General features: G+C 72.0%; 21 protein-coding genes. 11 read left to right on the forward strand and 10 right to left on the reverse strand.

All coding sequences use genetic code 11. The features are described from left to right. The 7 genes from Vse01_RS29345 to Vse01_RS13920 all read left to right on the forward strand — a co-directional run. Positions 1-955: hypothetical protein (locus tag Vse01_RS29345; RefSeq protein ID WP_239104281.1), on the forward strand; the 955-nt coding region annotated here is incomplete at its 5' end. Positions 956-1,588: 633 nt separating this feature from the next. Continuing rightward, a complete protein-coding gene (pdhA, locus tag Vse01_RS13895) occupies positions 1,589-2,764 on the forward strand; it encodes a pyruvate dehydrogenase (acetyl-transferring) E1 component subunit alpha (RefSeq protein ID WP_093409114.1) in 1,176 nt (391 codons plus the stop codon). Further along, a complete protein-coding gene (locus Vse01_RS13900) occupies positions 2,764-3,753 on the forward strand; it encodes an alpha-ketoacid dehydrogenase subunit beta (protein WP_093409117.1) in 990 nt (329 codons plus the stop codon). The genes pdhA and Vse01_RS13900 overlap by 1 nt, the downstream gene beginning before the upstream one ends. A 5-nt stretch (positions 3,754-3,758) precedes the next feature. Further along, complete coding sequence (locus tag Vse01_RS13905) at positions 3,759-5,237, forward strand: dihydrolipoamide acetyltransferase family protein (protein WP_093409120.1); 1,479 nt, start codon at positions 3,759-3,761, stop codon at positions 5,235-5,237. Between the two features lie 218 nt (positions 5,238-5,455). Beyond that, positions 5,456-5,593: a hypothetical protein gene (locus Vse01_RS13910; protein WP_165437957.1), complete on the forward strand. Its 138-nt coding sequence runs from the start codon at positions 5,456-5,458 to the stop codon at positions 5,591-5,593. Between the two features lie 342 nt (positions 5,594-5,935). After that, entirely contained in the window at positions 5,936-8,425 is a 2,490-nt protein-coding gene (locus Vse01_RS13915) for an LppU/SCO3897 family protein (RefSeq protein WP_093409123.1), read from the forward strand. A 218-nt stretch (positions 8,426-8,643) separates the two neighbouring features. After that, entirely contained in the window at positions 8,644-10,479 is a 1,836-nt protein-coding gene (locus Vse01_RS13920) for an NHL domain-containing thioredoxin family protein (protein ID WP_093409128.1), read from the forward strand. Positions 10,480-10,508: 29 nt separating this feature from the next. Here Vse01_RS13920 and Vse01_RS13925 read toward each other — a convergent pair whose 3' ends face one another. Genes Vse01_RS13925 through Vse01_RS13935 form a run of 3 tightly spaced genes read right to left on the reverse strand, consistent with a single transcriptional unit; the run spans position 10,509 to position 12,779 of the window. Further along, on the reverse strand, positions 10,509-11,258 hold the full coding sequence (locus tag Vse01_RS13925; RefSeq protein WP_093409131.1) for a LamB/YcsF family protein: 750 nt from the start codon (positions 11,256-11,258) through the stop codon (positions 10,509-10,511). Further along, entirely contained in the window at positions 11,242-12,099 is an 858-nt protein-coding gene (locus Vse01_RS13930; protein WP_093409133.1) for a 5-oxoprolinase subunit C family protein, read from the reverse strand. The genes Vse01_RS13925 and Vse01_RS13930 overlap by 17 nt, the downstream gene beginning before the upstream one ends. Continuing rightward, the gene (locus tag Vse01_RS13935) at positions 12,096-12,779 is read right to left on the reverse strand and encodes a 5-oxoprolinase subunit B family protein (protein WP_093409135.1); all 684 of its coding nucleotides are present in this window, start codon (positions 12,777-12,779) and stop codon (positions 12,096-12,098) included. Before Vse01_RS13935 ends, Vse01_RS13930 begins: the two co-directional genes overlap by 4 nt. 106 nt (positions 12,780-12,885) lie before the next feature. Here Vse01_RS13935 and trhA point away from each other — a divergent pair, with 106 nt between their 5' ends. Then, positions 12,886-13,563 carry a PAQR family membrane homeostasis protein TrhA gene (gene trhA, locus Vse01_RS13940; protein WP_093409137.1) on the forward strand — a complete coding sequence of 226 codons (678 nt, stop codon included), beginning with the start codon at positions 12,886-12,888 and terminating at the stop codon, positions 13,561-13,563. 79 nt (positions 13,564-13,642) lie between these two features. On the opposite strand, the gene Vse01_RS13945 is transcribed toward trhA, so the two are convergent. After that, on the reverse strand, positions 13,643-13,927 hold the full coding sequence (locus Vse01_RS13945) for a DUF6458 family protein (RefSeq protein WP_093409140.1): 285 nt from the start codon (positions 13,925-13,927) through the stop codon (positions 13,643-13,645). A gap of 117 nt (positions 13,928-14,044) precedes the next feature. Between Vse01_RS13945 and Vse01_RS13950 the strand changes: the two genes are divergently transcribed. Beyond that, on the forward strand, positions 14,045-14,581 hold the full coding sequence (locus Vse01_RS13950) for a SixA phosphatase family protein (RefSeq protein WP_093409143.1): 537 nt from the start codon (positions 14,045-14,047) through the stop codon (positions 14,579-14,581). A gap of 25 nt (positions 14,582-14,606) precedes the next feature. Here the strand turns inward: Vse01_RS13950 and Vse01_RS13955 are convergent, their stop codons facing one another. The 4 genes from Vse01_RS13955 to Vse01_RS13970 all read right to left on the reverse strand — a co-directional run bounded on the left by Vse01_RS13955 (position 14,607) and on the right by Vse01_RS13970 (position 18,928). Then, a complete protein-coding gene (locus tag Vse01_RS13955; RefSeq protein ID WP_043961115.1) occupies positions 14,607-14,876 on the reverse strand; it encodes a DUF6458 family protein in 270 nt (89 codons plus the stop codon). A 187-nt stretch (positions 14,877-15,063) separates the two neighbouring features. Further along, on the reverse strand, positions 15,064-16,920 hold the full coding sequence (locus Vse01_RS13960; RefSeq protein ID WP_093409145.1) for an acyl-CoA dehydrogenase: 1,857 nt from the start codon (positions 16,918-16,920) through the stop codon (positions 15,064-15,066). A gap of 144 nt (positions 16,921-17,064) precedes the next feature. Continuing rightward, positions 17,065-18,192, reverse strand: coding sequence for a PP2C family protein-serine/threonine phosphatase (locus Vse01_RS13965; protein ID WP_093409148.1), 1,128 nt, complete (start codon positions 18,190-18,192; stop codon positions 17,065-17,067). Between the two features lie 100 nt (positions 18,193-18,292). Then, entirely contained in the window at positions 18,293-18,928 is a 636-nt protein-coding gene (locus Vse01_RS13970; protein WP_093409151.1) for a septal ring lytic transglycosylase RlpA family protein, read from the reverse strand. A 179-nt stretch (positions 18,929-19,107) separates the two neighbouring features. On the opposite strand from Vse01_RS13970, the gene Vse01_RS13975 reads away from it, so the two are divergent. Then, on the forward strand, positions 19,108-19,659 hold the full coding sequence (locus tag Vse01_RS13975) for a phosphoribosyltransferase family protein (RefSeq protein ID WP_093409423.1): 552 nt from the start codon (positions 19,108-19,110) through the stop codon (positions 19,657-19,659). A 77-nt stretch (positions 19,660-19,736) separates the two neighbouring features. On the opposite strand, the gene Vse01_RS13980 is transcribed toward Vse01_RS13975, so the two are convergent. Then, positions 19,737-20,252, reverse strand: coding sequence for an alpha/beta fold hydrolase (locus Vse01_RS13980; RefSeq protein WP_093409425.1), 516 nt, complete (start codon positions 20,250-20,252; stop codon positions 19,737-19,739). Between the two features lie 108 nt (positions 20,253-20,360). On the opposite strand from Vse01_RS13980, the gene Vse01_RS13985 reads away from it, so the two are divergent. Beyond that, positions 20,361-20,792: an ASCH domain-containing protein gene (locus Vse01_RS13985; protein ID WP_093409154.1), complete on the forward strand. Its 432-nt coding sequence runs from the start codon at positions 20,361-20,363 to the stop codon at positions 20,790-20,792. A gap of 59 nt (positions 20,793-20,851) precedes the next feature. Here the strand turns inward: Vse01_RS13985 and Vse01_RS13990 are convergent, their stop codons facing one another. Beyond that, positions 20,852-21,730 (reverse strand): LLM class flavin-dependent oxidoreductase, encoded by an 879-nt coding sequence (locus Vse01_RS13990; protein ID WP_093409427.1) that lies wholly within the window; start codon positions 21,728-21,730, stop codon positions 20,852-20,854. Between the last annotated feature and the right edge of the window lie 4 nt (positions 21,731-21,734).

Raw genomic sequence — 21,734 nt, forward strand, 5'->3', positions numbered from 1 at the left:
CGCCGGTCAGGCTGGCACCGCCGGTCAGGCTGGCACCGCCGGTCAGGCTGGCACCGCCGGTCAGGCTGGCACCGCCGGTCAGGCTGGCACCGCCCGTGGAGCCGGCGGCGGGCCGGCAGTGCCCTCGCAGGCGGAACGCGCCCGGGCGCGGGCGCTGCCGGTGCGCTCGGATGTGCCGGAGAACAGCGGCTCCATCACGATGGTGGTCGGCGGGGGCTCCGGCGCGGACCCACCGCCGCCCGGGGTGGCCGGCGGACCGCCCGGCGCGGTCGGATCGGCGGACGCGGAAGGGCCGCTGGACGTACTCGGGTCGGTCGTCGGCGACGGGTCACTCGACGTGGTCGGTTCGGCAGACGCGGTAGGACCGTCCGACGGGCCCGGGTCGGCGGACGCCGATGGATCACTCGACGCGGTCGGACCGGCGGACGCGGAGGGATCGGTCGACGGGACCGGGTCCGCGGTAGGCGGGTCGTTGGACGCGGTCGGTTCGACCGGATCGCTCGGGGCAGCCGAGGCGGTCGGCGGGTCCGGATCGGCGGTCGGCGTGGGCGAACCGCTCGTCGGGTTCGGCGACGGTGACCGGGTCGGGGTGGGCGCCGGGCGAGGGGCCGGGGTGCTGGTGGGCGGCCGGGGAGCCGGAGCGGTGGCCGGCGCCTCGGGGCGACGGGACGGCGGGTGCTCGACCGGGGTGCCCACGATCGTCAGTCGTGGCGTCGGCACCACTGGGTTGACCGGCGGTGCCGCCGGCTCGACCGAGGGCACCGCGGTCGCGGTGGCCGTCGGCGAACCGGTGGGCGGCGGCGGGACCACCACCGGACCGATGGAGGGCGTCGGGATGAACGGCGTACTGCCGTCCGGCAGTGCCGTGCTGCCGACCGTCGCGGAGCCGGTGCTGATCGCGGCGAGGACCGGCATCGAGGCCGTGCCGGCGAGCAGTGCCACCGTCAGCAGATAGCCCCGGCTGGGGCCTGCGGTACGCACGGCGCGGTGCGCACCCACGACGGGGCGGTAGCCGGACGCCCGGTGCCGGCCGAGGATCGGCGTCCCGGGACCTTCACCTGGTTCGGACACCACGCGCTCCTCGTCGTCGCCCCTGGTCAGGGCCGCCCGATGGGTACCCTGGCGAGCCGCAGAAGTTGGATCCGGCCCGCGCGATCAGCCTGGGGCAGTGACTCTGCGTCAGCCAACCCCCTACCGCGTGTCGACATGCTTATCTGGCCGAATGGTGACGAACCATCACCGGAACGGTCGCGCGTCGATCGGCCGGACACTCCGGCGCTTCAGGTAACGAAGCGGGCCGGCCACCGGATGCGGGGCGGGCGGGGTGTGGGACGCCTCACCTCTGATGCGAAACTGGAGGCACGGCGGCAGCGCAGCCGCGACCTCCGCGCACCCACGCGGTAGGCGCGACTGGGCACCGGCGCTCCCGAACCGGGTTCGGCCAGAATCCGGCTCATGCCGCGCGGCAGCCCCTACCGGGGTCAGGCGCGGCCGCCAGGAACCATCCCGGCACCAGCCGGGACGGGCGCACGAGTCGCGCGGCCGGGTGACCCCCCGGTGCCGACGCAGACACGACAGGGAGAGACGGATGGCAAAGGGCGACCCCGGGGCCCCGGCCCGCGGCCGGCGAGCCGCACCCCGATCCAGGAAGGCCACCACCGGCGATCCGGAGCTGGTGCAGCTGCTCACGCCCTCCGGCGAGCGGATCGAGAGCGTGACCGGCCCGGACGGCACCGAGTACCGCGTCGACTTCACCGACGAGGAGTACCGCGGCCTCTACCGCGACCTGGTGCTCGTCCGGAAGCTGGACGCCGAGGCGACGGCCCTGCAACGGCAGGGCGAGCTGGGCATCTGGGCGAGCCTGCTCGGCCAGGAGGCGGCGCAGGTCGGTTCCGGCCGGGCGCTGCGTACGCAGGACATGGCGTTCCCCACCTACCGCGAGCACGGCGTGCTCTACTGCCGTGGCATCGACCCGATCATGCCGCTGGGCCTGTTCCGCGGGGTCGACCAGGGTGGCTGGGACCCGAACGAGTTCAAGTTCAACATGTACACGATCGTGATCGGGGCGCAGACCCTGCACGCCACCGGTTACGCCATGGGCGTCGCGATGGACGGCAAGACCGGCACCGACGACGGCGAGGCGGTGATCGCCTACTTCGGCGACGGCGCCACCAGCCAGGGTGACGTCAACGAGGCGTTCGTCTGGGCCGGCGTGTTCAACTCCCCCCTGGTGTTCTTCTGCCAGAACAACCAGTACGCCATCTCCGAGCCGCTGGAGCGGCAGACCCGCATCCCCCTCTACCGGCGGGCCGCCGGTTTCGGGTTCCCCGGCGTCCGGGTCGACGGCAACGACGTGCTGGCCACGTACGCGGTGACGCGGCACGCGCTGGACAACGCCCGGCACGGGCAGGGCCCGAGCCTGATCGAGGCGTACACCTATCGGATGGGCGCACACACCACCTCCGACGACCCGACCCGCTACCGGATCGCCAGCGAGGTCGAGGCGTGGCAGGCCAAGGACCCGATCGCCCGGATGAAGGCGTTCCTGGAGCGGGAGAAGATCGCCGACGCCGGGTTCTTCACGGAGGTCGACGAGCAGGCCCGCCGGGAGGCGGTGGACCTGCGTGAGCGGGTGCTCGCCATGCCGAACCCGGAACCGGACACCATGTTCGACCACGTCTACCCCAACGGGTCGCCGCTGCTCGACGAGCAGCGCGCACAGTTCAGCCGGTACCTGGAGTCGTTCGAGGGGAGCGCGCACTGATGGCCACGGAGACGCTCACCCTCGGCAAGGCCCTCAACGCCGGCCTGCGCAAGGCACTGGAGAACGACCCGAAGGTCGTCATCATGGGCGAGGACGTCGGCAAGCTCGGCGGCGTCTTCCGCATCACCGACGGGTTGCAGAAGGACTTCGGCGACCAGCGGGTGATCGACACTCCGCTCGCCGAGTCGGGCATCATCGGCACTGCGGTCGGCCTGGCCATCCGGGGCTACCGCCCGGTCTGCGAGATCCAGTTCGACGGATTCGTCTACCCCGCATACGACCAGATCGTGTCGCAGGTCGCGAAGATGCACTACCGCTCGCGGGGCAAGCTCAACATCCCGATGGTGATCCGGATCCCGTTCGGCGGCGGCATCGGCGCGGTGGAGCACCACTCCGAGTCGCCTGAGGCGTACTTCGCGCACACCGCCGGGTTGAAAGTGGTCTCCTGCGCCAGTCCGCAGGACGCCTACGTGATGATCCAGCAGGCCATCGCCTCGGACGACCCGATCGTGTTCCTGGAGCCGAAGCGGCGTTACTGGGAGAAGGGGCAGGTCGAGCTGGACGCTCCGCTGTCCGAGGCGTACCCGCTGCACGCCTCCCGGGTCGCCCGGGCCGGCACAGACGCCACCCTGCTCGCGTACGGTCCGATGGTGCGTACCTGCCTCGACGCGGCGACCGCCGCCGCGGAGGACGGGCGGAACCTGGAGGTCATCGACCTGCGCACGCTCTCCCCGCTGGACCTCGGCGTGGTGTACGAGTCGGTGCGGCGTACCGGCCGCGCGGTGGTGGTGCACGAGGCACCGTCCAACCTGGGCATGGGTGCGGAGATCGCGGCCCGGATCACCGAGGAGTGCTTCTACTCGCTGGAGTCGCCGGTGCTGCGGGTGGCCGGCTTCGACACCCCCTACCCGGCAGCCCGGGTGGAGGAGGAGTACCTTCCCGACCTCGACCGGGTGCTCGACGCCGTCGACCGCACCTTCGGCTGGTGAGCGGCATGTCGCGGATCAAGGAATTCAACCTGCCCGACCTGGGCGAGGGCCTGACCGAGGGTGAGATCCTCGCCTGGCTGGTCAAGGTGGGCGACACGATCGAGCTGAACCAGCCGATCGTCGAGGTGGAGACGGCCAAGGCGGCCGTGGAGATTCCGGCGAAGTGGGCCGGCCAGGTCCAGGCGATCTTCCACCCGGAGGGCTCCACGGTCGAGGTCGGCACCCCGATCATCGCGATCGACACCGACCCGGGCGCCGGTCCGGTGGAGCAGTCCACCACTGGTGCGCCCACCACCGACCTGCCCGCCCCGTCGGCGGCGTCGTTGGCCGCCGTCGAGGTCGCGCCGACCGAGGGTGCGGTCGAGCCGGGCCTGATCGGCGGTCCCGCCCCCGGGGGCCGTACCGCCGTTCTCGTCGGCTACGGTCCGCGCACCACGGCGGCGAAGCGCCGCCCCCGCAAGGACACGACTCCGGCCGCGGCCGCACCGGCGGCGCCGGTGCCGGCCGCACCGGTCCAGGTCGGCCCGGCGCGGGTAGTTCCGGCACCGGTCCAGCCCACGTCCGTGCCAACGGTCAACGGTAATGGTCGGAGCAGCGGACCGGTGCTGGCCAAGCCGCCGGTCCGCAAGCTCGCCAAGGACCTGGGGGTCGACCTGGGCACGCTGACCGGGTCCGGTCCGTCGGGCTCGATCACGCGGGAGGACGTACAGCGGGCGGCGGCCCCGGCGGCGGCCGAACCGGTGGCGGTCACCACCTCGGCCAGCTCGGCCGCGAGCTTCGGCGCGGACCGCGAGCAGCGCATTCCGGTCAAGGGCGTACGCAAGCTCACCGCCGAGAACATGTCCCGCTCGGCCTTCACCGCTCCGCACGTCACCGAGTTCCTGACCGTGGACGTGACCCGAGCCATGAAGGCGCTGGACCGGCTGCGCGGGCGACGGGAGTGGCGTGACGTGCGGGTCTCGCCGCTGCTGCTGGTCGCGAAGGCGGTGCTGCTGGCGGTCCGGCGGCATCCGCTGGTCAACTCCAGTTGGGCCGGCGACGAGATCGTCGTCAAGGAGTACGTCAACCTCGGCATCGCGGCGGCCACCGAGCGCGGTCTGATCGTGCCGAACATCAAGGACGCCGGCCGGTTGACCCTGCGCGAACTCGCCGACGCGATGACCGACCTGGTGCAGACCGCCAAGGCCGGTAAGACCTCGCCGGCCGACATGTCCGGGGGCACTCTGACGATCACCAACGTCGGGGTGTTCGGGGTGGACACCGGTACGCCGATCCTGCCTCCGGGCGAGTCGGCGATCCTGGCCTTCGGTGCGGTACGCGAACAGCCCTGGGTCCACAAGGGCAAGGTCAAGCCGCGCCTGGTCACCACGCTCGGCCTCTCCTTCGACCACCGGATCATCGATGGTGAGCTGGGTTCGAAGTTCCTCCGCGACGTGGGCGACTTCCTCGCCGATCCGGAGGCGGCCCTGCTCGCCTGGACCTGACGCGCGACGACGGCGACGGCCGGTGTGCCACGGGTTGACGCCCGGCACACCGGCCGTAGTCGTTTGGCGAAGAAAGAGTTGCCATCAGGCATTGCTTACCTAAGATTCTTAGGCTGGTGGCTCAGCTCACCTAATAATCGCTGGCAAACCTGGGCGCGGTGCGCTTCAATGGAGGGGACGACGGGACGACAACCGAATAGCCCAGGAGGAGAGACACCATGAGCATGATCGAGCGAATCCGCAACCGCCGCGACGCCAGCCGCCGCGCCCGCGCCATCGAGCGGGCCCTGCGCTCCGCCAGTTCGCCCGCGGTTCGCGACGAGATCCTCGCCATCGCCCAGCGTCACATGCACTGACGCCCCACGACGTTATCCGCCTCCTCCAGATCGACGACCCGCCCGGGCGAACCGGGCGGGTCGTCGGCGTTGCGACCGCCGCTGACACCGGGATACCGCCCCGACGCAGCGCCCGGTACGGTGGGGCTCGGTCGTCGTCCGCACTCGGGGACAGGTCGAGGCGATAGAAGCACCTCGACACCGCCCGGCGACGGACAGTGATGGCCGAAGCTCCCCGGAAGCCCACCGGCGGCGACCGGGATACGGTGCGGGGAGCCGGCACAGCCGGTACGCCGGCACCGCCGGCTGCCCTGCCGAGACCATCGGCGACGGCGGCCGACATGTGATGGAGGAGGCGCACGCATGACGTCCGAGGGCCCGCACCGCCCCGGCCAGGAGCCGGACGAGGTGCCGCCGGGCGGCGGCGGATCGGCGCCGTACGGCGACCGACCGGCTCAGCAGGACAACGGGTACGGCGCATCCGCCCCCGACCTCGGTTGGGCGCCGCCACCACCCGCCCGCCCGGACACGTCCGCACCAGCCTGGGTCAACCAGCAGGGCAACGCGTGGGGCAGCGCCCAGGGGACCCGGCAGGCGGAAGCCACACCCGGCAGTTGGGACCAGCCCGCCAGCAACCAGCCGGACTGGGCGTCCCAGGGAGACCAGCCGCAGCAGCCCGCCCCCGGCTGGGCACCGGCCACACCGCCCACATCGGATCGGCCGGCCTGGGCAAACGGCGCCCAGGCCGGACCCGCCTGGGCCACGGATCCCGCCACTGGGGACACCGCGCACCCCGCCGAATGGACGCCGAACCAATCGGCCACGAGTCAGCCCGACTGGGCTGCCAACCAACCGGCCACGAGTCAGCCGGGCTGGGCCGGCGGGCAGCCCGCCCCGGGCCAGTCCCACCCGGCAGCGGCCACCGGGTGGGCCGGTGGCCAGCAGCCTGACTGGGCCGCCGCGCCGAGTGCCGACGACGAGCCTCCCGGCTGGGCCTCGACCGCAGGTCAGCCCCAGCCGACCTGGGCGCAGGCCGACCAGCCGCCCCCCGCCCGCGAGCCGGCAGCCCGGGCCAGCGCCCAGGTACCGGCCCCGGACGCGGGCCAGCAGCAGCGGCCCACCGACGGGTCGTCACGCGCCGAGGCATGGCCGCCCGAGCAGCCGGAGCAGTCCGGTTGGGCGACCGGCCAGCGAGGGGAGCCGGCCGGGGGCGGTTGGGCCGAGCAGCCGGCCGAGGGCTGGCACCCGGGCGGTGACCGGCCGGCGCAGCCCGACTGGGCCACGCCCGCACGGGAGGAGTCGACCGGCTGGGCCGGAGGCAATCCGGCTGCCGGCCCGCCACCGTCCTGGAGCCCGTCCGCCGAGCCGCTGCCGTCCCGCACCGCCGCCGATCGGTCCGCCGTGCCGGACGTCGAGCCGTGGGCACCCGGTGAGGCATGGGGCCAGGCGGCGGAGCCTGCCGCACCCCGAACCACCTCCGAACCCGACGCAGGCCGGTCCGAGGACGCGGTCTACCAGCCCGCGCCCGGCCCGGGTATCTCCCCCGCCAACATGGTGCCGTTGCCTCCGCAGGAGCAGCGGGTGCCGGGGGCCAGCCTGGCCGCCACACCGCCTGCGGACTTCGCTCAGCCCACGCCGTTCACCGACGACCCGGCCGGACCGCCTGGCCGCCCGGTCGCCGACCAGCCGGCCGGCGGCCCGGCCTGGGGCCACCCCGAGCCCCGGCACGACGAGCCGCAGTCGCCGGTCATCCCGGCGCCGCGTACCTCTCCGGAGGCCGAGGGCCGCGCCGCGCCGCCAGCCGGCGGCGGTGTCGCGGCGAGCGCCTCCGTGCCACTGTCCAGCCGGGTCATGCCCCCGGCCGACCACGCGGTTCGCCCGACCGGTTCGCCCGCGCCACAACCACGGGTGTACGGCCGGCCGGCCCGTCCCGAGCACACCGAGGAACCGGCCCAGGAGCACGGCGAGCAACCCCTGGTGCCCCGCTTCGACCAGAGCCCGGGGCGGTTCGACGTCGACCAGGCTGGGGCGCGCAGCGATCAGGGCCCGGATCGGTTCGAGCAGACCCCGGAGCCCCGCTTCGCCGACCGGGAGCCGCCGATGGGCGGGCCGAACGCCTTCGCCGGACCGGCCGCCCCGGCTTCGCCAGCTGCTCCGCCCGCCTTCCCGCCGGGGATACCGTCCTTCATCGACGCGCCTCCGGCGAACCGGCCGGTCAACGGCGTACGGCCGCACGCCGAGCCGGAGCGCCCGGCCGACCCGTTCGGCGGCGCACCGCGTGACCCGTTCGGCGGGCCGGGCAACGATCCGTTCGGTGGGCCGGGCAACGACCCGTTCGGTGGGCCGTCCGAGCGCCCGGGCGGCGCCTACGGCTCTCCCGTCCGGTCCGAGCCGGGCGGCGAGCACAACTCGGCGTTCCCCCCGCCGCCGCAGTCCGCACCACCGTGGAGCCCGGGTCCGGGCGAGGCGGAGCAGGGTCGCTTCGACGCGTTCAAGCCGGTCGCTGAGCCAGCGCCGGAAACCCCGGCACCGAAGGTACGCAACGGGCGGGTACTCGCCGCGGTGCTGGTCGCCGCCGTGCTCATCCTGGCCATTCCACTCGGCCTGCTGATGCTCCTCGGCATGGTCGGTGGTTCGGACGACTCGAATGCCTTCGACCCGCCGGTCGGCTCGTGCGTCAAGCGTTCCGGCGACACCGCCGTGGCGGTCGACTGCACCGATCCGGAAGCCTTCAGCGTGGTGTCGAAGGTCGAGTCGAAGGACAAGTGCCCCGACCCGGCCATGCCCTACGTGGACCTCCGCGGCGCCACCGCCAACCCGGTGCTCTGCCTGAAGGAGGCAACCGGCGGCTGATCCGTCGCACACTCGACGGCGGGGTCACGGGCAACCGTGACCCCGCCTCTTTACTGCCCGGCGGACCTCGGCCGGGCCCGGCTCGGTGGTGCTCAACGGGCAGCGGCATGTCGCGCCTTCCCGGGGTTGGTGATCGCCGGGGATGCCGCAACCCGCGACCGGACGCTGGGCCTCCCCTTCGAGCCGGCTGGCCTCCGCCGGTAGGGCACGATGGGGGCATGAGTGCACGCGTGCGGGCGCCCGAGCTTCGAGGTCGGGCCTGGTTGAACACCGGCGGGCGGCAGCTGACGCTCGCCGACCTTCGAGGTCGTATAACCGTCTTGGATTTCTGGACCTTCTGTTGCATCAACTGCCTGCACGTGCTGGACGAGTTGCGCCCCCTTGAGCAGAAGTACGCCGACGTTCTCGTGGTGATCGGGGTGCACTCGCCGAAGTTCGAGCACGAGAAGGACGCCGACGCGCTGGCCGCCGCCGTCGAGCGGTACGGCGTGCACCACCCCGTCCTCGACGATCCTGAGCTGGACATGTGGCAGCAGTACGCGGCCCGTGCCTGGCCGACCCTCGCGGTGATCGACCCGGAGGGATACGTGGTGGCCACCATGGCGGGTGAGGGCCACGCGGACGGGCTGGCCCGGCTGATCGACGACCTGATCGCCACCCACGAGGTCAAGGGCACGCTGCACCGGGGCGACGGTCCGTACGTCCCAGTCGCCGAGCCGGAGACCACCCTCCGCTTCCCGGGCAAGGCGGTGGCCCTACCCGAGGGTGGCCTGCTGGTCTCCGACTCGGCGCGGCACCGCCTGGTCGAGCTGGCCGCCGACGCTGAGACCGTCGTCCGTACCGTCGGCACCGGCGAGCGGGGCCGGACCGACGGTTCCGCAGGTGCCGCGACCTTCTCCGAGCCGCAGGGGCTGTGTCTGCTGCCGCCACACGTCGCCGAGGTCGCCGGCTACGACCTGGTGGTCGCCGACACCGTCAACCACCTGCTGCGGGGCGTACGACTGGCCACCGGCGAGGTGCTCACCGTGGCCGGCACCGGGCGGCAGTGGCGGTCGACGGTCGACGACCACGCGCACGACGCCCGATCGGTCGACCTCTCCTCACCTTGGGATCTCGCCTGGTACGACGACAAGATCGTCGTCGCCATGGCCGGCATCCACCAGCTCTGGTGGTTCGACCCGATCAAGCGCACCGCCGGCATGTACGCCGGCACCACGGTGGAGGCGCTGCGCGACGGGCCGCTGGCCGAAGCATGGCTGGCCCAGCCGTCCGGGCTTGCCGTCTCCACCGACGGCGACCGGCTCTGGGTGGCCGACAGCGAGACGAGCGCCGTCCGCTACGTGCAGAACGGCGTGCTGGGCACCGCCGTGGGTCAGGGCCTGTTCGACTTCGGGCACGTGGACGGGCCGGCAGCGGAGGCCCTGCTTCAGCACCCGCTCGGCGTCTGTGCCCTGCCCGACGGCTCGGTCCTGATCGCCGACACCTACAACGGCGCGGTACGCCGGTACGACCCGGCCAGCGATCGGGTCGCCACCGTCGCCAGCGGCCTGGCCGAGCCCAGCGACCTGGTGCTCACCGCCGACGGCGCGGTGCTGGTGGTGGAGTCGGCGGCGCACCGGATCACCCGGCTGGCGCCCGGTGCGCTCTCGGCGGCCGGCGCGGAAACCGTCGACGGTCCACGGCACCGCACCGAGCGCCAGCCGACGGAACTGGCCTCGGGCGAGGTCGTGCTGGATGTCGTCTTCACCCCGGCCCCCGGGCAGAAGCTGGACGACACCTTCGGACCGTCCACCCGGCTCGTCGTCTCCGCGTCGCCGCCGGAGTTGCTGGTCGAGGGGGCGGGCACCGGCACCGACCTGTCCCGGCGTCTGGTGATCGACGGTACGGTGCCCGACGGGGTGCTTCAGGTGACCGCCCAGGCGGCCACCTGTGACGCCGACGTGGAGCACGCGGCCTGCCACCTGACCCGGCAGGACTGGGGCGTACCGGTGCGGGTGGTCGACGGCGGCGCCGGCCGGCTGCCGTTGGTCCTGCGCGGCATGGACGCCGGCTGACGCCCGGCCAAGGTGCCCTGCCTCGCACCTCAGGCGAACGAGGCGGGGGTGACCCCGGCGTCGACGAGGGCGGCACGGACGAGTTCCGCGGCGGCCACCGCGCCGGGGCTGTCGCCGTGCAGGCAGACCGACTCCACCACGCACGGGACCGTACCGCCGTCGACGGTGACCACGACCCGCTCGGTGGCCATCCGTACCGCCCGGCGGGCGACCTCCTGCGGGTCGGTGACCAACGCGTCCGGCGACGTGCGCGGGACCAGACGACCGTTGGGCAGGTAGTTCCGGTCGGCGAAGCCCTCTGCCACCACCCGGACACCGGCACCCTGGGCGAGTTGGGCGAGCACCGATCCGGGCGGGCAGAGGACAGGCAGCTCCGGGTCGAAGTCTTCGAGGGCGGCCAGCAGGGCCGCCGCCGGCAGTTCCTCGCTGGCCGCCGCGTGGTAGAGCGCGCCGTGCGGCTTGAGGTAGCGGACCCGGGTGCGGTACGCCCGGCAGAACGCGTTGAGCGCGCCGAGTTGGTAGAGCACCTCGTCGCGCAGCTCCGCGAACTCGTACTCGATGTACCGTCGGCCGAAGCCGGCGAGGTCCCGGTACCCGACCTGGGCTCCGACGGCGACTCCCCGTTCTGCGGCGGCGGCGCAGACCCGGCGCATGGTGGCCGGGTCCCCGGCGTGGAAGCCGCAGGCGACGTTGGCGGAGGTGACCAGGTTCAGCAGGGCCTGGTCGTCGCCGAGACGCCAGATGCCGAAGCCCTCGCCGAGGTCAGCGTTGAGGTCCATGAAATCTCACCGTAGTGCCTGGGCGGGCCTGCGCGAGCGGGGTCACGTCGTCCACCACCGCGATGACCGGGTATCCGCCGGTGGTGGGGTGGTCGGCGAGGAAGACCAGTGGTTGACCGTCCGCCGGCACCTGTACCGCGCCGAGGACGAGTCCTTCGCTGGGCAGTTCCCCGGCCACCGCGCGGGGCAGCGGCGCGCCGCTGAGGCGCGCGCCGACCCGGTTGCTCAGGGGACTCACCTGGTACGCCGTCCCGAGCAGCCGGTCCAGTGCCGCCGGGGTGAACCAGGCGTGCCGAGGACCGAGCCGCACGGTCAGCCGCAACTCCGTCGGGGACGCCACCGGCATGGTGACGTCGACCGGGGCGGGCGGGTTGGCGGGGGTGCCCAGCGGCAGCAGGTCGCCGTCGCGCAGCGGGGCCGGTCCGAGCCCGGCGAGGGTGTCGGTCGAGCGGCTGCCCAGCACCGGTGTGACGGCGATGCCACCGGCCACCGCGAGCCAGCAGCGCAGGCCCTGTCGGGCGGGGCCGATGCGCAGCGGGGCACCCCCCGGTACGGCCAGCGGGCGGCCGGTGTCACCGGGGCGCTGGCCGACCCGAACGTCCGCCTCGGCACCGACGACGGCGACGGTGGTGGCCCGGGTGGGTCGCAGCTCGCAGCCGGTCAGGGTGATCTCCAGCCCGGCCGCGTGCTCCGGATTGCCGACCAGGCGGTTGGCAAGGCGCAGCGCCGCCGGGTCGAGGGCACCGGAACGGGGTACGCCGAGGTGCGCCCAGCCGGGCCGACCGAGGTCCTGCACGGTGGTCAACGCCCCGGCCCGGAGCACTTCGAGGGTGCCGCTCACCGCTCCACCAGCCGGACCTGGGTGCCGGGGCTGAGCAGGGCCGGCGGGTCCGCCGTCACGTCGAAGAGGGTCACCTCGGTCCGCCCGACCAGCAGCCAACCGCCCGGGGACGCGGTGGGGTAGATGCCCGCGTACCGGCCGGCCAGGGCGACCGAACCGGCCGGCACCCGTTGCCGGGGCGTCGGCAGCCGGGGCACCGCCAGCTCGGCGGGTAGCCCGGTGAGGTACCCGAAGCCGGGCGCGAAGCCGCAGAATGCGACCTGGAACTCGGTGTCCCGCAGGCGACGCACCACGCCCGGTACGTCCGTGCGCCAGTGATCGGCCACCTGGGGGAGGTCTGCTCCGTCGTAGCTGACGGGTACCTCGACGAGAGGGGCGGATGCGGCGGTGGGCACCGCCGTCATCGTTCCGTCGGGCGGCGCGGAGGCGGTCCAGGTGGCGATCAGGGCGGCGGTGACCGGTGGATCGGGTACGCCGTCGAGCAACACGGTGGTGGCGGCCGGCACGATCTCGACGGCGACCAGTTCGCCCAGCTCACGGCGGTGCCACAGCTCCGCCCGCCACGCCTCGACGGCGGCGGCCACCTCGGTGTCCCGACTCGGCGGCGCGGCGGGATCGATGTCCTCCGGTGGCGCGAGGTCGAGCAGGAGGGCGTGCGTGCCGACCGGTCTGATCCGCATTCCGCCATCCTCCCGGAAGAGTCGATGCTTTCGGGTCGGCCACTGGTCGGACAGCGTGACCAGTTGCACTACCCGAAAGTAACCTACGCTGCCGTAACCTAAGGGCGTGACCACCTCAGCACGCCCCCGGCTCAAGCCGGTCGACATCGGGAAACCCCGGATGCGCGGCTGGCTGCACACGTACGCGTTCTTCGTCGCCCTGGTCTGCGGCATCGTGCTCTGTTCGATCGCCGCCACCCGCCCGGGCTGGACCCCCCTGGTCAGCTCCGCCGTCTACAGCTTCACCGTCTGCGGCCTCTTCGGCACCAGCGCGTTGTACCACCGTCGGGTGTGGTCGACCCGCGGCTACGCAGTCATGCGCCGGATGGACCACTCGATGATCTTCCTGTTCATCGCCGGCACGTACACCCCGTTCTGCCTGCTGCTGCTGGAGACCCGGGCCGCCGTCATGATGCTGTCGATCGTCTGGGGCGGTGCCCTGGGCGGTGTGGCGCTCAAGCTGATCTGGCCGCACGCCAACCGGTGGATCTCCGCGCCGCTCTACCTCGCCCTCGGCTGGGTGTCCGTGGCGATGCTGCCCGACATCCTCCACCAGGGTGGAGTCACGGCCCTGGTGCTGCTCGCCGTGGGCGGCGGGATCTACACCGTGGGCGCGGTCTTCTATGCGTTGCGCCGCCCCAACCCGTGGCCCACCGTCTTCGGCCACCACGAGTTCTTCCACGCCTGCACGTTGGTCGCCGCGATCTGCCACCACATCGCCATCTACTTCGCACTGTTCGCCTGAGCCGGCGCACAACGACAGCGGGGGTGGTGAGCCTCGTCGCTCACCACCCCCGCTGGGTCCGTCGGGCTGGGCCCTGAGGTCAGATCGTGGGACCGGGCCGGCGCACCTCGCGGTACTCCTGGACCACCCGGTCGTCCCGGACCGGCACGGCGCGCTCGGCCACCACCCGTTCCTCGCGTACCGGCGCGACGACCGTACGCCGACGCGAGTTCCAGTAGTAGAGGGTCACGATCAGCCCGGCGACGCCCGCGAACATCAGCACCCAGCCGACAACGCTCAGGTTGAGCCAGCCCAGGTCCGCCTCCACGGCGAACGCGAAGATCGCGCCCAGCGCGATCAGGAAAATACTGCCACCGATGCCCATCTGGTCGTCTCCTTGGCTATCGAAGCTGGCATTCCACTCCGCCGCGGCCACGGATGAGGTTGCGGCATCGACCGACTTACCCCGGCACGGAGATCGCCAATCCGGCAAGCTGGAGACATGACGGACAGCCCGCACGACGAGCGGACACTTGTGCTGCTGCGGCACGCCAAGGCAGAACAGCCCACCACGGACGGTCCCGACGTCGAACGTCCGCTGGCCGCTCGCGGCCGGGCGGACGCCGCGGCGGCCGGGGCGTGGCTGGCTCGACACGGGCTGCTGCCGGACGTGGTGCTCTGCTCGGCGGCCGTACGAACCAGACAGACGTGGCACGCCGTCCAGTTGGGGATCACCGGCTCACCGCCGGAGAGCGGTCCCGCAGGTCCGGCTCCGGTCGTTCGCTATGAACCGGACGCCTACGAGGCACATCCGGAAGACCTGCTGCACCTGATCCGGCAGGTGTCACCAACCGCGGCCACGGTCCTGTTGATTGCCCACAATCCCGGCATATCCCTACTGTCCGAACTGCTCGATCCGGTGCGGGCCGATCCGGAAGGGCTGCGTACCGGCGGTCTCGTGGTGCACCGGACGGCCCTGCCCTGGGCGGAGCTGAGCCGCGGCGGGGCCGGGATCGAGACCCGGCACACCGCACGCTAATGCGGTGTGCCGTGGAGGTCGTCGCTCAGCTCGGTGGCGCGGTCGGTGGCGGTGGATCGGGCGGTGGCGGCATCATCGCGGTCGGATGCGAGAGCCGGTTCTCCTCCACGATCAAGGTCCGGGCCCGCTTGCGGCGGTCCTGCCAGAACCAGAGCGTGGTGAGCAGCACGGCCAGCCCGGCCAGGATGAAGACCCAACCGACCGCCCGCAGGTCGACCCACCAGACGTTGGCCCGGATGGCGAAGGTCAGGATCGCGCCGATCGCGATCAGGAAGATCCCACTACCAATGCCCATGTGCGCGGCACTCCCCCGTGCGGTTGCTCTGGGCGTACTCGGACTGGCCCGCACCGCATACCCACCCACCCCCCAGTTACCCACCCCCGCACCCCCACGAACAAGGGGTTGATCATGAGGTGAGCGGCGATGTTGCTCCTGAACCGCCGCCAACCTCATGATCAACGAGACCGGGTGAGTGGGTGGGTTAGAAGGCTTCTTCGGGGAGGTCCATGACGTCGAGGTCGGCGCCCTCGATGATGCGGCGGTCGGCGCCGATGCGGGGCAGCACCTCGCGGGCGAAGAACCGGGCGGCAGCCACCTTTCCGGTGTAGAACGCCTTGTCCGCCGCCGTCACCTCACCGGCGAGCGCCTTCAGCGCCACGTCGGCCTGCTTCTGCAGCAGCCAGCCGACGACCAGGTCACCGAGGGCCAGCAGGAACCGCCGGCTGCTCAGCCCGACCTTGTACAGCGCCCGGGTGTCCCCACCCTGCGCCTCACCCAGCCAGCCGGTCATCACGCCGAGCATGTTCTGGATCTCGGCGAGCGCCTTGCCGAGCGCCTGGCGCTCCTCCTTGAGCTGGCCGTTGCCCGCCTCGGTGGCGATGAACTCCTGGATCTCGCCGGCCACGGCCAGCAGTGCCTTGCCGTTGTCCCGGACGATCTTCCGGAAGATCAGGTCGAGGCTCTGGATGGCCGTGGTGCCCTCGTACAGGGTGTCGATCTTGGCGTCCCGGACGTACTGCTCCAGCGGGTAGTCCTGGAGGAATCCGGAGCCGCCGAAGGTCTGCAGCGACTCGTGCCCGAGCAATTCGTACGCCCGCTCCGAGCCGACGCCCTTGACCAGCGGGAGGAGCAGGTCGTTCACCCGCTTGGCCAGCTTGATGGCCTTCTCGTCGCCGGCCGCCTCCGCCATGGCGACCTTGTCCTGCCAGGTGGCGGTGTAGAGGACCAGGGCCCGCAGACCCTCGGCGTACGACTTCTGCAACAGCAACGAGCGACGCACGTCGGGGTGCGCGGTGATGGCCACCCGGGGAGCCGTCTTGTCCGCCATCTGGGTCAGGTCGGCGCCCTGCACCCGGTTCTTGGCGTACTCCAACGCGTTGAGGTAACCGGTGGACAGGGTGGCGATGGCCTTCGTACCGACCATCATCCGGGCGTACTCGATGATCATGAACATCTGCCGGATGCCGTCGTGCTTCTCGCCCAGCAACCAGCCCTTGGCCGGTACGCCGTGCTCGCCGAAGGTGATCTCGCAGGTGTTGGAGACCTTCAGGCCCATCTTGTGCTCGACGTTTGTGGCGAAGACGCCATTGCGCTCGCCCAGCTCGCCGGTGTTCTCGTCGAAGTGGTAATTCGGGACGACGAACAGCGACAGGCCCTTGGTGCCGGGGCCACCCACGCCCTCCACCCCGACCGGGCGGGCGAGTACGTAGTGGACGATGTTGTCGCTCAGGTCGTGCTCACCGGAGGTGATGAAGCGCTTGACGCCCTCGATGTGCCACGAGCCGTCCGGCTGCGGGATCGCCCGCGCCCGGCCAGCGCCCACGTCCGAGCCGGCGTCCGGCTCGGTGAGCACCATCGTGGAGCCCCACTGCCGGTCGATGAAGAGCTTGGCCCAGTTCTTCTGCTGCTCGGTGCCCTCCACGTGCAGCACGTGCGCGAAGGACGGACCGGAGGCGTACATCCAGACCGGCGCGTTCGAGCCGAGCACCAGCTCGGCGAGCGCCCACCACAGCGCCCGGGGGGCGTTGGTGCCGTCCAGCTCCGAGGGCAGGTCCAGGCGCCAGAACTCGGACTCCATGAAGGCCCGGTACGACTTCTTGAACGACTCCGGCAGCGGCGCGGTGTGCGTGGCCGGGTCGAAGACCGGCGGGTTGCGGTCGCTGTCCTGGTAACTGGCGGCCAGGTCCTGCCGAGCCAGCCGGTCGACCTCGGCAAGGAAGCTCCGCGCGGTGTCGACGTCGAGGTCGGAGTACGGCTCCTGGCCGAACGCCCGGTCCGCCCCGAACACCTCGAACAGGTTGAATTCGAGGTCCCGTACGTTGCTCTTGTAGTGGGTCATGTTGCTGGCCCCGCTTCCGGACAGGTGTTACCGATCAGTAACCCTGACTCTATTACTCGCGGGTAGGCAGCGACAAGCCGATCCTGATAGTGACAGGCATTACACACCTGCCGTTCAGGTCACCGGCGGGGATCTCGGCGGGGATCACCCTTCGGCCGCACCGACCTCCCAGCTCGGCACCGCCGCCGTCGCCTTGCCCGGCGAGCCCGTGTACTCCATCAGGACCAGCGCGATGTCGTCGTCGAGCCGGCCGTGCACCCATTCGACCAGAGCGGTCTCCAGGGAGGCGAGGCCGTCACCGACCGTCCCGTGCCCGAGCAGCCGCCAGGCCCGATCCGCGGTGGGAAAGAACTCGCCGTCCCGCCGCGCCTCGCCGAGCCCATCGGTGAACAGCAGCAACCGGTCACCCGGCTCCAGCCGTTCCACCCGTGGCCGGACCACAGGCATGAATCCCAGCGGGGGCGCCGGTGCCGGGGGCTCAAGAGAGATCACCGCGCCACGCCGCAGCAGCAGCGGCGCGGGATGTCCACAATTGACGATGGTGAGCGTGCCACCGCGCTCCTCGACCAACGCGGCCGTGACGAAGTCCTCGTCACCAACGTTGCGCGCCACCGCCCGGTCCAGATCCGTCACCACGGCCCGCAGATCGGCCCGCTCGTACGCCACGTGCCGGTACGAGCCGAGGACGATGCTCGCCAGCCGGACCGCCTCCAGTCCCTTGCCGCGTACGTCCCCGATGATCATGCGAACGCCGTACGGAGTTTCGATCGCCTCGTAGAGGTCCCCGCCAATTTCGGCCGTGGCGGTCGACGAGATGTACCTGCCGGCCACGGAAAGAGCACCCACCCGAGGACCGAGCGGGCGCAGCACCGCCTGTTGAGCCACCATGGCCAGCTTCGACAGCTCGGCGATCTGCTCCGCCTGCCGCTGCCGTACCGCCGCCACCGCCCCCGCGATACCCGTACCCAACGCGATGCCGGCCACGGCGACGGCCGTGGCGACCGACACCGTCCGCTCGGCCAGGGCGAAGGTCGCCCCCAGCACGGAGGCGGCGGCACCGACGCCGAGCACGATCCGCCAGGAGGCGAGCGCGGCGGCCAGGAACGGCGCGGCAACCATCAGCGCGATGTAGTTCGCCGTACGGCCGTCCGCCAACTCGACCGCGGACACGATTGCGAGCAGGACGAGGGCCGCGCCGAGGCCGGCGCGGGATCCGGGGCTCAGCGGGCCGCGGCCCGGCTGGAGGAGTTGCGTGCGTACATCCGACAGCATGCCCGATGTAGGTGAGCGAAAGAATGAGCCTGGCCCCTCGGACGAGACGGATCTGGCCGCGAGGAGCCGGGGCCGGAACCGATCGCGACGCTCCACCGGGTCAGCCGAGCACCTCGTAGCGGACCTCGATGTGACCGAGATCGAGTGACGCGATCTCGGCGAACGCGGCCCGGGCCAGGTCCAGGCAACGCCCCTCGATGAACGGACCACGGTCGTTGATCCGGACGGTGACCGACTTGCCGTTGGCCGGGTTGGTCACCCGCACCTTCGTGTCGAAGGGCAGGGTCTTGTGGGCGGCCGTCATTCCCTCCGGGTCGAACGTCTCGCCGTTGGCGGTCATCTGACCCTGCCAGTAGAAGGACGCGCCGCAGGAGCCGGTGTCGACCACCGGGCGGGCCGTCGTCTTCTTGGCCGTCGGCTTCGGCTTCGGGCTGGCCGTACGCTGCTTGCTCCGCGACGGCGCCTGGACGGTACGACTCGGCGTCGGGCTCACCGTCGGGCTCGGCGAGGCACTGGCGCTGGCGGTCGGCGACGCGGTCGGCGAGCCGGTCGTGGGGACGCTCGTTTCCAGGGTGGGCGACAGGTCGATCGCGGCCGGTCGAGCCGGCTCCGCGTCGGCGGTCAGTCGTACGGCGCCGACAGTGCCTCCGACGGCGAGCGCGACCGCCACCACGGCGCTGGCCGTGAGACCGGCCGGCGAGGTGAACCTGCGGGTACGGGAGTGCTTACCAGCCACCGGCCCGGTCCTTTCTCAGCGGGTCAAACCGGGTCGGACCATAACGAGAGAAGCACTTCCGAAGTCAACGTGATCATGGCGTTATGACTGCAATTGCGGTGATACGTGCAGCCGATCATCCGAGTCGTGGTGGGCCGGGAGGGCCGGTGTTCGACTGTCGGGTGACGCAGGATGGTGACATGCCCGTTGAGCTGAGCAGACGCCTCGTCGAGCTGTTCGGGTGGGTCGACCCCGGTCCGGGCGCGAGCCACCTGGTCAGCGACACCTCCGGGTGGTGGCGGGATCCGGCGACGCTTGCCGAGCTGGGGCCGGCGCTTGTCGCGCCGTTCCGGGCGGCTCGACCCACGGTGGTCGTGTCCCCGGCGGTCACCGGGTTCCTGCTCGGGCCGCTGGCGGCCACCGCCCTCGGCGTGGGATTCGTGGCGGCGCACAAGCCGGGGGACGGACGGTTGCCTGCCGGCTCGCTGACCTGGGCGCAGAGTCCCCCCGACTTTCGCGGTCGACGGGTGGACCTCGCGGTGCGTGACCGGCACCTGGGTCCGGGCGACCGGGTGCTGGTGGTTGACGACTGGGTGGACACCGCCGCCCAGGTACGCGCCATCTACGAGATCTGTACGGCCCGGGGCGCTGACCCGGTCGGCACCGCCGCCGTGGTCGCCACCTGTCCACCAACCCTGGCGGCCACCCTACGAATCACCGCACTCCTCACCACCCCCGACCTCCCCGCCTGAAACCCGTTTCATCGCGTTGATCATGATGTTGCTGCCCCTCGCTCCGGCGTGGCGCGACAACAACGTCATGAACGGGGTCAGCGGACGAAGTCTTCGACGACGGTGCAGACCTGGCCGAGCGCCTCGGCGGAGCGGGCCAGCGGGCCGGGCACCATCAGCGCATGGTCGGCCCCGGGGATCTCCAACACGTGCGGAGTGAGCCGCCGGGCGGCTCCGCCGTCCCAGGACGAGTCGGCGGTGCCGCCGACCAGGATGAACGGGGCGGTGGCCCGGCGCAGCGCGTCGACCACGTCGCCGCGGTGCAGCAACGGGGTGAGCCAGACCGCGGGCAGCCCCCGGCCGGCCGCGAGCGGCGCGGCGAGGGTGCCGAGCGACTTGCCGACCAGCAGGTCCGTTCGCTCGTTCAGGGCCGGGGAGACCTGGTCACACACCCATCTGCCGATGGTGTCGATGTCGAAGTGCTCCGGCACCTGCCAGGAGATCCCGTGCAGCCCGAAACCGACCCGGCGCAGCGCCTCGCCCAGGTAGAGAAAGAGGGGGTACCGGGTGTCGTACCCGCGTCCCGGGATGAGCACCGCACGTCGGTCCGCCATGGACATCTCCTTGTCGTCGGCCATCGACCGTACTCCCATTCGCACCCTTCCGGGACGACTCACTCAGGCTCCACCGGATGCCGGCGATCGGGCGGTAGCCTCGACCCGATGTGGCCACGGATCGGCGGACTCCGCGCGCTGGCTCTCGGCACCCCCGGTGAGCTACGGGCGCGCCTCAACACCCTCGTGCTGGCCGGCGTGAAGACCGCCACCGCCGGCCTGCTCAACGAGTACGCCGATGAGGGCGAGGAACTTGAGCACGTCGGAGAGCGGCTGGCCCTCGTCGACGACGCCGACGCGTTGGTGGCCGTCGTCCAGGTGACCGGCATCGAGGTGACCCGGTTCGCCGAGGTGCCGTGGGACTTCGCCCGCGCCGAGGGGGAGGGCGACCGCTCGATCGAGGAATGGCGGGCCGGACACGCCGCGTACTGGGCCCGCGTCGGCACCCCGGTCACCGACGACAGCGAGATCGCCTGCGTACGCTTCCGCCTGGTGTCCGCCGGAGCTGGCGGCATCGCCACCGGCGACCTCGGCACCTGAGCCGTCGTCCGGCTCGCAGCCCGCGCCACCCTGCGCCGACCTGGCGGCAGCGTGCAGTTTCAGCGACGCAGCTCGGGCAGGAGGCGGGTGGCGACGTCCACCAGGACCGCCTCGTCACCGGCGTACCAGCTGCTCTCCCGCGGCCAGTGCGTGATCACATCGGTGAAGCCGAGCTTCGCCGCCCGCTCCACCTGATCGGCGAAGAACTGCGCGCTACGCAACGAGAAGACCGGTGCCGAGTCCAGCGAAAGGTAACGGTCCAGGCTGGCCGGGTCACGCCCCTGCGCTGCCAGGGTCGCGTCGAGGCGGGTGGTCAGCTCGGCCACCCCGGTCCACCAGTCGTCCAGCTCGTCGGCGGCGGGCCCGGTGGTCACCCAGCCCTGCCCGAAGCGGGCCGCGACGCGCATCGACCGGGGGCCGTTGGCGGCCACCACGAACGGCACCCGGGGCTCCTGAACGCAGCCCGGATTGCTCCGGGCGTCGACCGCCGCGAACCATTCGCCCCGCCAGGTGGTGCCGTCCTGTCGCAGGATGGCGTCGAGCAACTCGGCGAACTCGGCGAACCGATCCACCCGCTGCCGTGGGGGCAGCGTCTCACCGCCGAGAACGGCCGCGTCGAACCCGATGCCACCCGCGCCGAGGCCGAGCAGCGCCCGGCCGTCGGAGACGTCGTCCAACGCGGTCACCTGCCGGGCGAAGGCCGCCGGATGCCGGAAGTTCGGAGAGGCGACGAGCGTGCCGAGACGGATCCGGGTGGTCACCGTCGCGGCGGCGGTCAAGGTGGTCATCGAGTCGAACCAGGGCCCGTCCACCAGGTCGCGCCAGCCCAGATGATCGTACGTCCAGGCGTGGTCGAAGCCCCACTCGTCGGCGCGCCGCCAGCGGTGCCGCGCCACCGACCAGCGCTGGTCGGGCAGGATCACGATGCCAACCCTCATGATC

This window comes from Micromonospora sediminimaris (assembly GCF_016863575.1).
GTDB classification, from domain to species: domain Bacteria; phylum Actinomycetota; class Actinomycetes; order Mycobacteriales; family Micromonosporaceae; genus Micromonospora; species Micromonospora sediminimaris.

Coding starts and splice junctions, on each gene's coding strand:
- pdhA (WP_093409114.1), top strand. CDS start 1,589: ATGGCAAAGGGCGACCCCGGGGCCCCGGCCCGCGGCCGGCGAGCCGCA.
- Vse01_RS13900 (WP_093409117.1), top strand. CDS start 2,764: ATGGCCACGGAGACGCTCACCCTCGGCAAGGCCCTCAACGCCGGCCTG.
- Vse01_RS13905 (WP_093409120.1), top strand. CDS start 3,759: ATGTCGCGGATCAAGGAATTCAACCTGCCCGACCTGGGCGAGGGCCTG.
- Vse01_RS13910 (WP_165437957.1), top strand. CDS start 5,456: ATGAGCATGATCGAGCGAATCCGCAACCGCCGCGACGCCAGCCGCCGC.
- Vse01_RS13915 (WP_093409123.1), top strand. CDS start 5,936: ATGACGTCCGAGGGCCCGCACCGCCCCGGCCAGGAGCCGGACGAGGTG.
- Vse01_RS13920 (WP_093409128.1), top strand. CDS start 8,644: ATGAGTGCACGCGTGCGGGCGCCCGAGCTTCGAGGTCGGGCCTGGTTG.
- Vse01_RS13925 (WP_093409131.1), bottom strand. CDS start 11,258: ATGGACCTCAACGCTGACCTCGGCGAGGGCTTCGGCATCTGGCGTCTC.
- Vse01_RS13935 (WP_093409135.1), bottom strand. CDS start 12,779: ATGCGGATCAGACCGGTCGGCACGCACGCCCTCCTGCTCGACCTCGCG.
- Vse01_RS13945 (WP_093409140.1), bottom strand. CDS start 13,927: ATGGGCATCGGTGGCAGTATTTTCCTGATCGCGCTGGGCGCGATCTTC.
- Vse01_RS13950 (WP_093409143.1), top strand. CDS start 14,045: ATGACGGACAGCCCGCACGACGAGCGGACACTTGTGCTGCTGCGGCAC.
- Vse01_RS13955 (WP_043961115.1), bottom strand. CDS start 14,876: ATGGGCATTGGTAGTGGGATCTTCCTGATCGCGATCGGCGCGATCCTG.
- Vse01_RS13960 (WP_093409145.1), bottom strand. CDS start 16,920: ATGACCCACTACAAGAGCAACGTACGGGACCTCGAATTCAACCTGTTC.
- Vse01_RS13965 (WP_093409148.1), bottom strand. CDS start 18,192: ATGCTGTCGGATGTACGCACGCAACTCCTCCAGCCGGGCCGCGGCCCG.
- Vse01_RS13975 (WP_093409423.1), top strand. CDS start 19,108: ATGCCCGTTGAGCTGAGCAGACGCCTCGTCGAGCTGTTCGGGTGGGTC.
- Vse01_RS13980 (WP_093409425.1), bottom strand. CDS start 20,252: ATGGCGGACCGACGTGCGGTGCTCATCCCGGGACGCGGGTACGACACC.
- Vse01_RS13985 (WP_093409154.1), top strand. CDS start 20,361: ATGTGGCCACGGATCGGCGGACTCCGCGCGCTGGCTCTCGGCACCCCC.
- Vse01_RS13990 (WP_093409427.1), bottom strand. CDS start 21,730: ATGAGGGTTGGCATCGTGATCCTGCCCGACCAGCGCTGGTCGGTGGCG.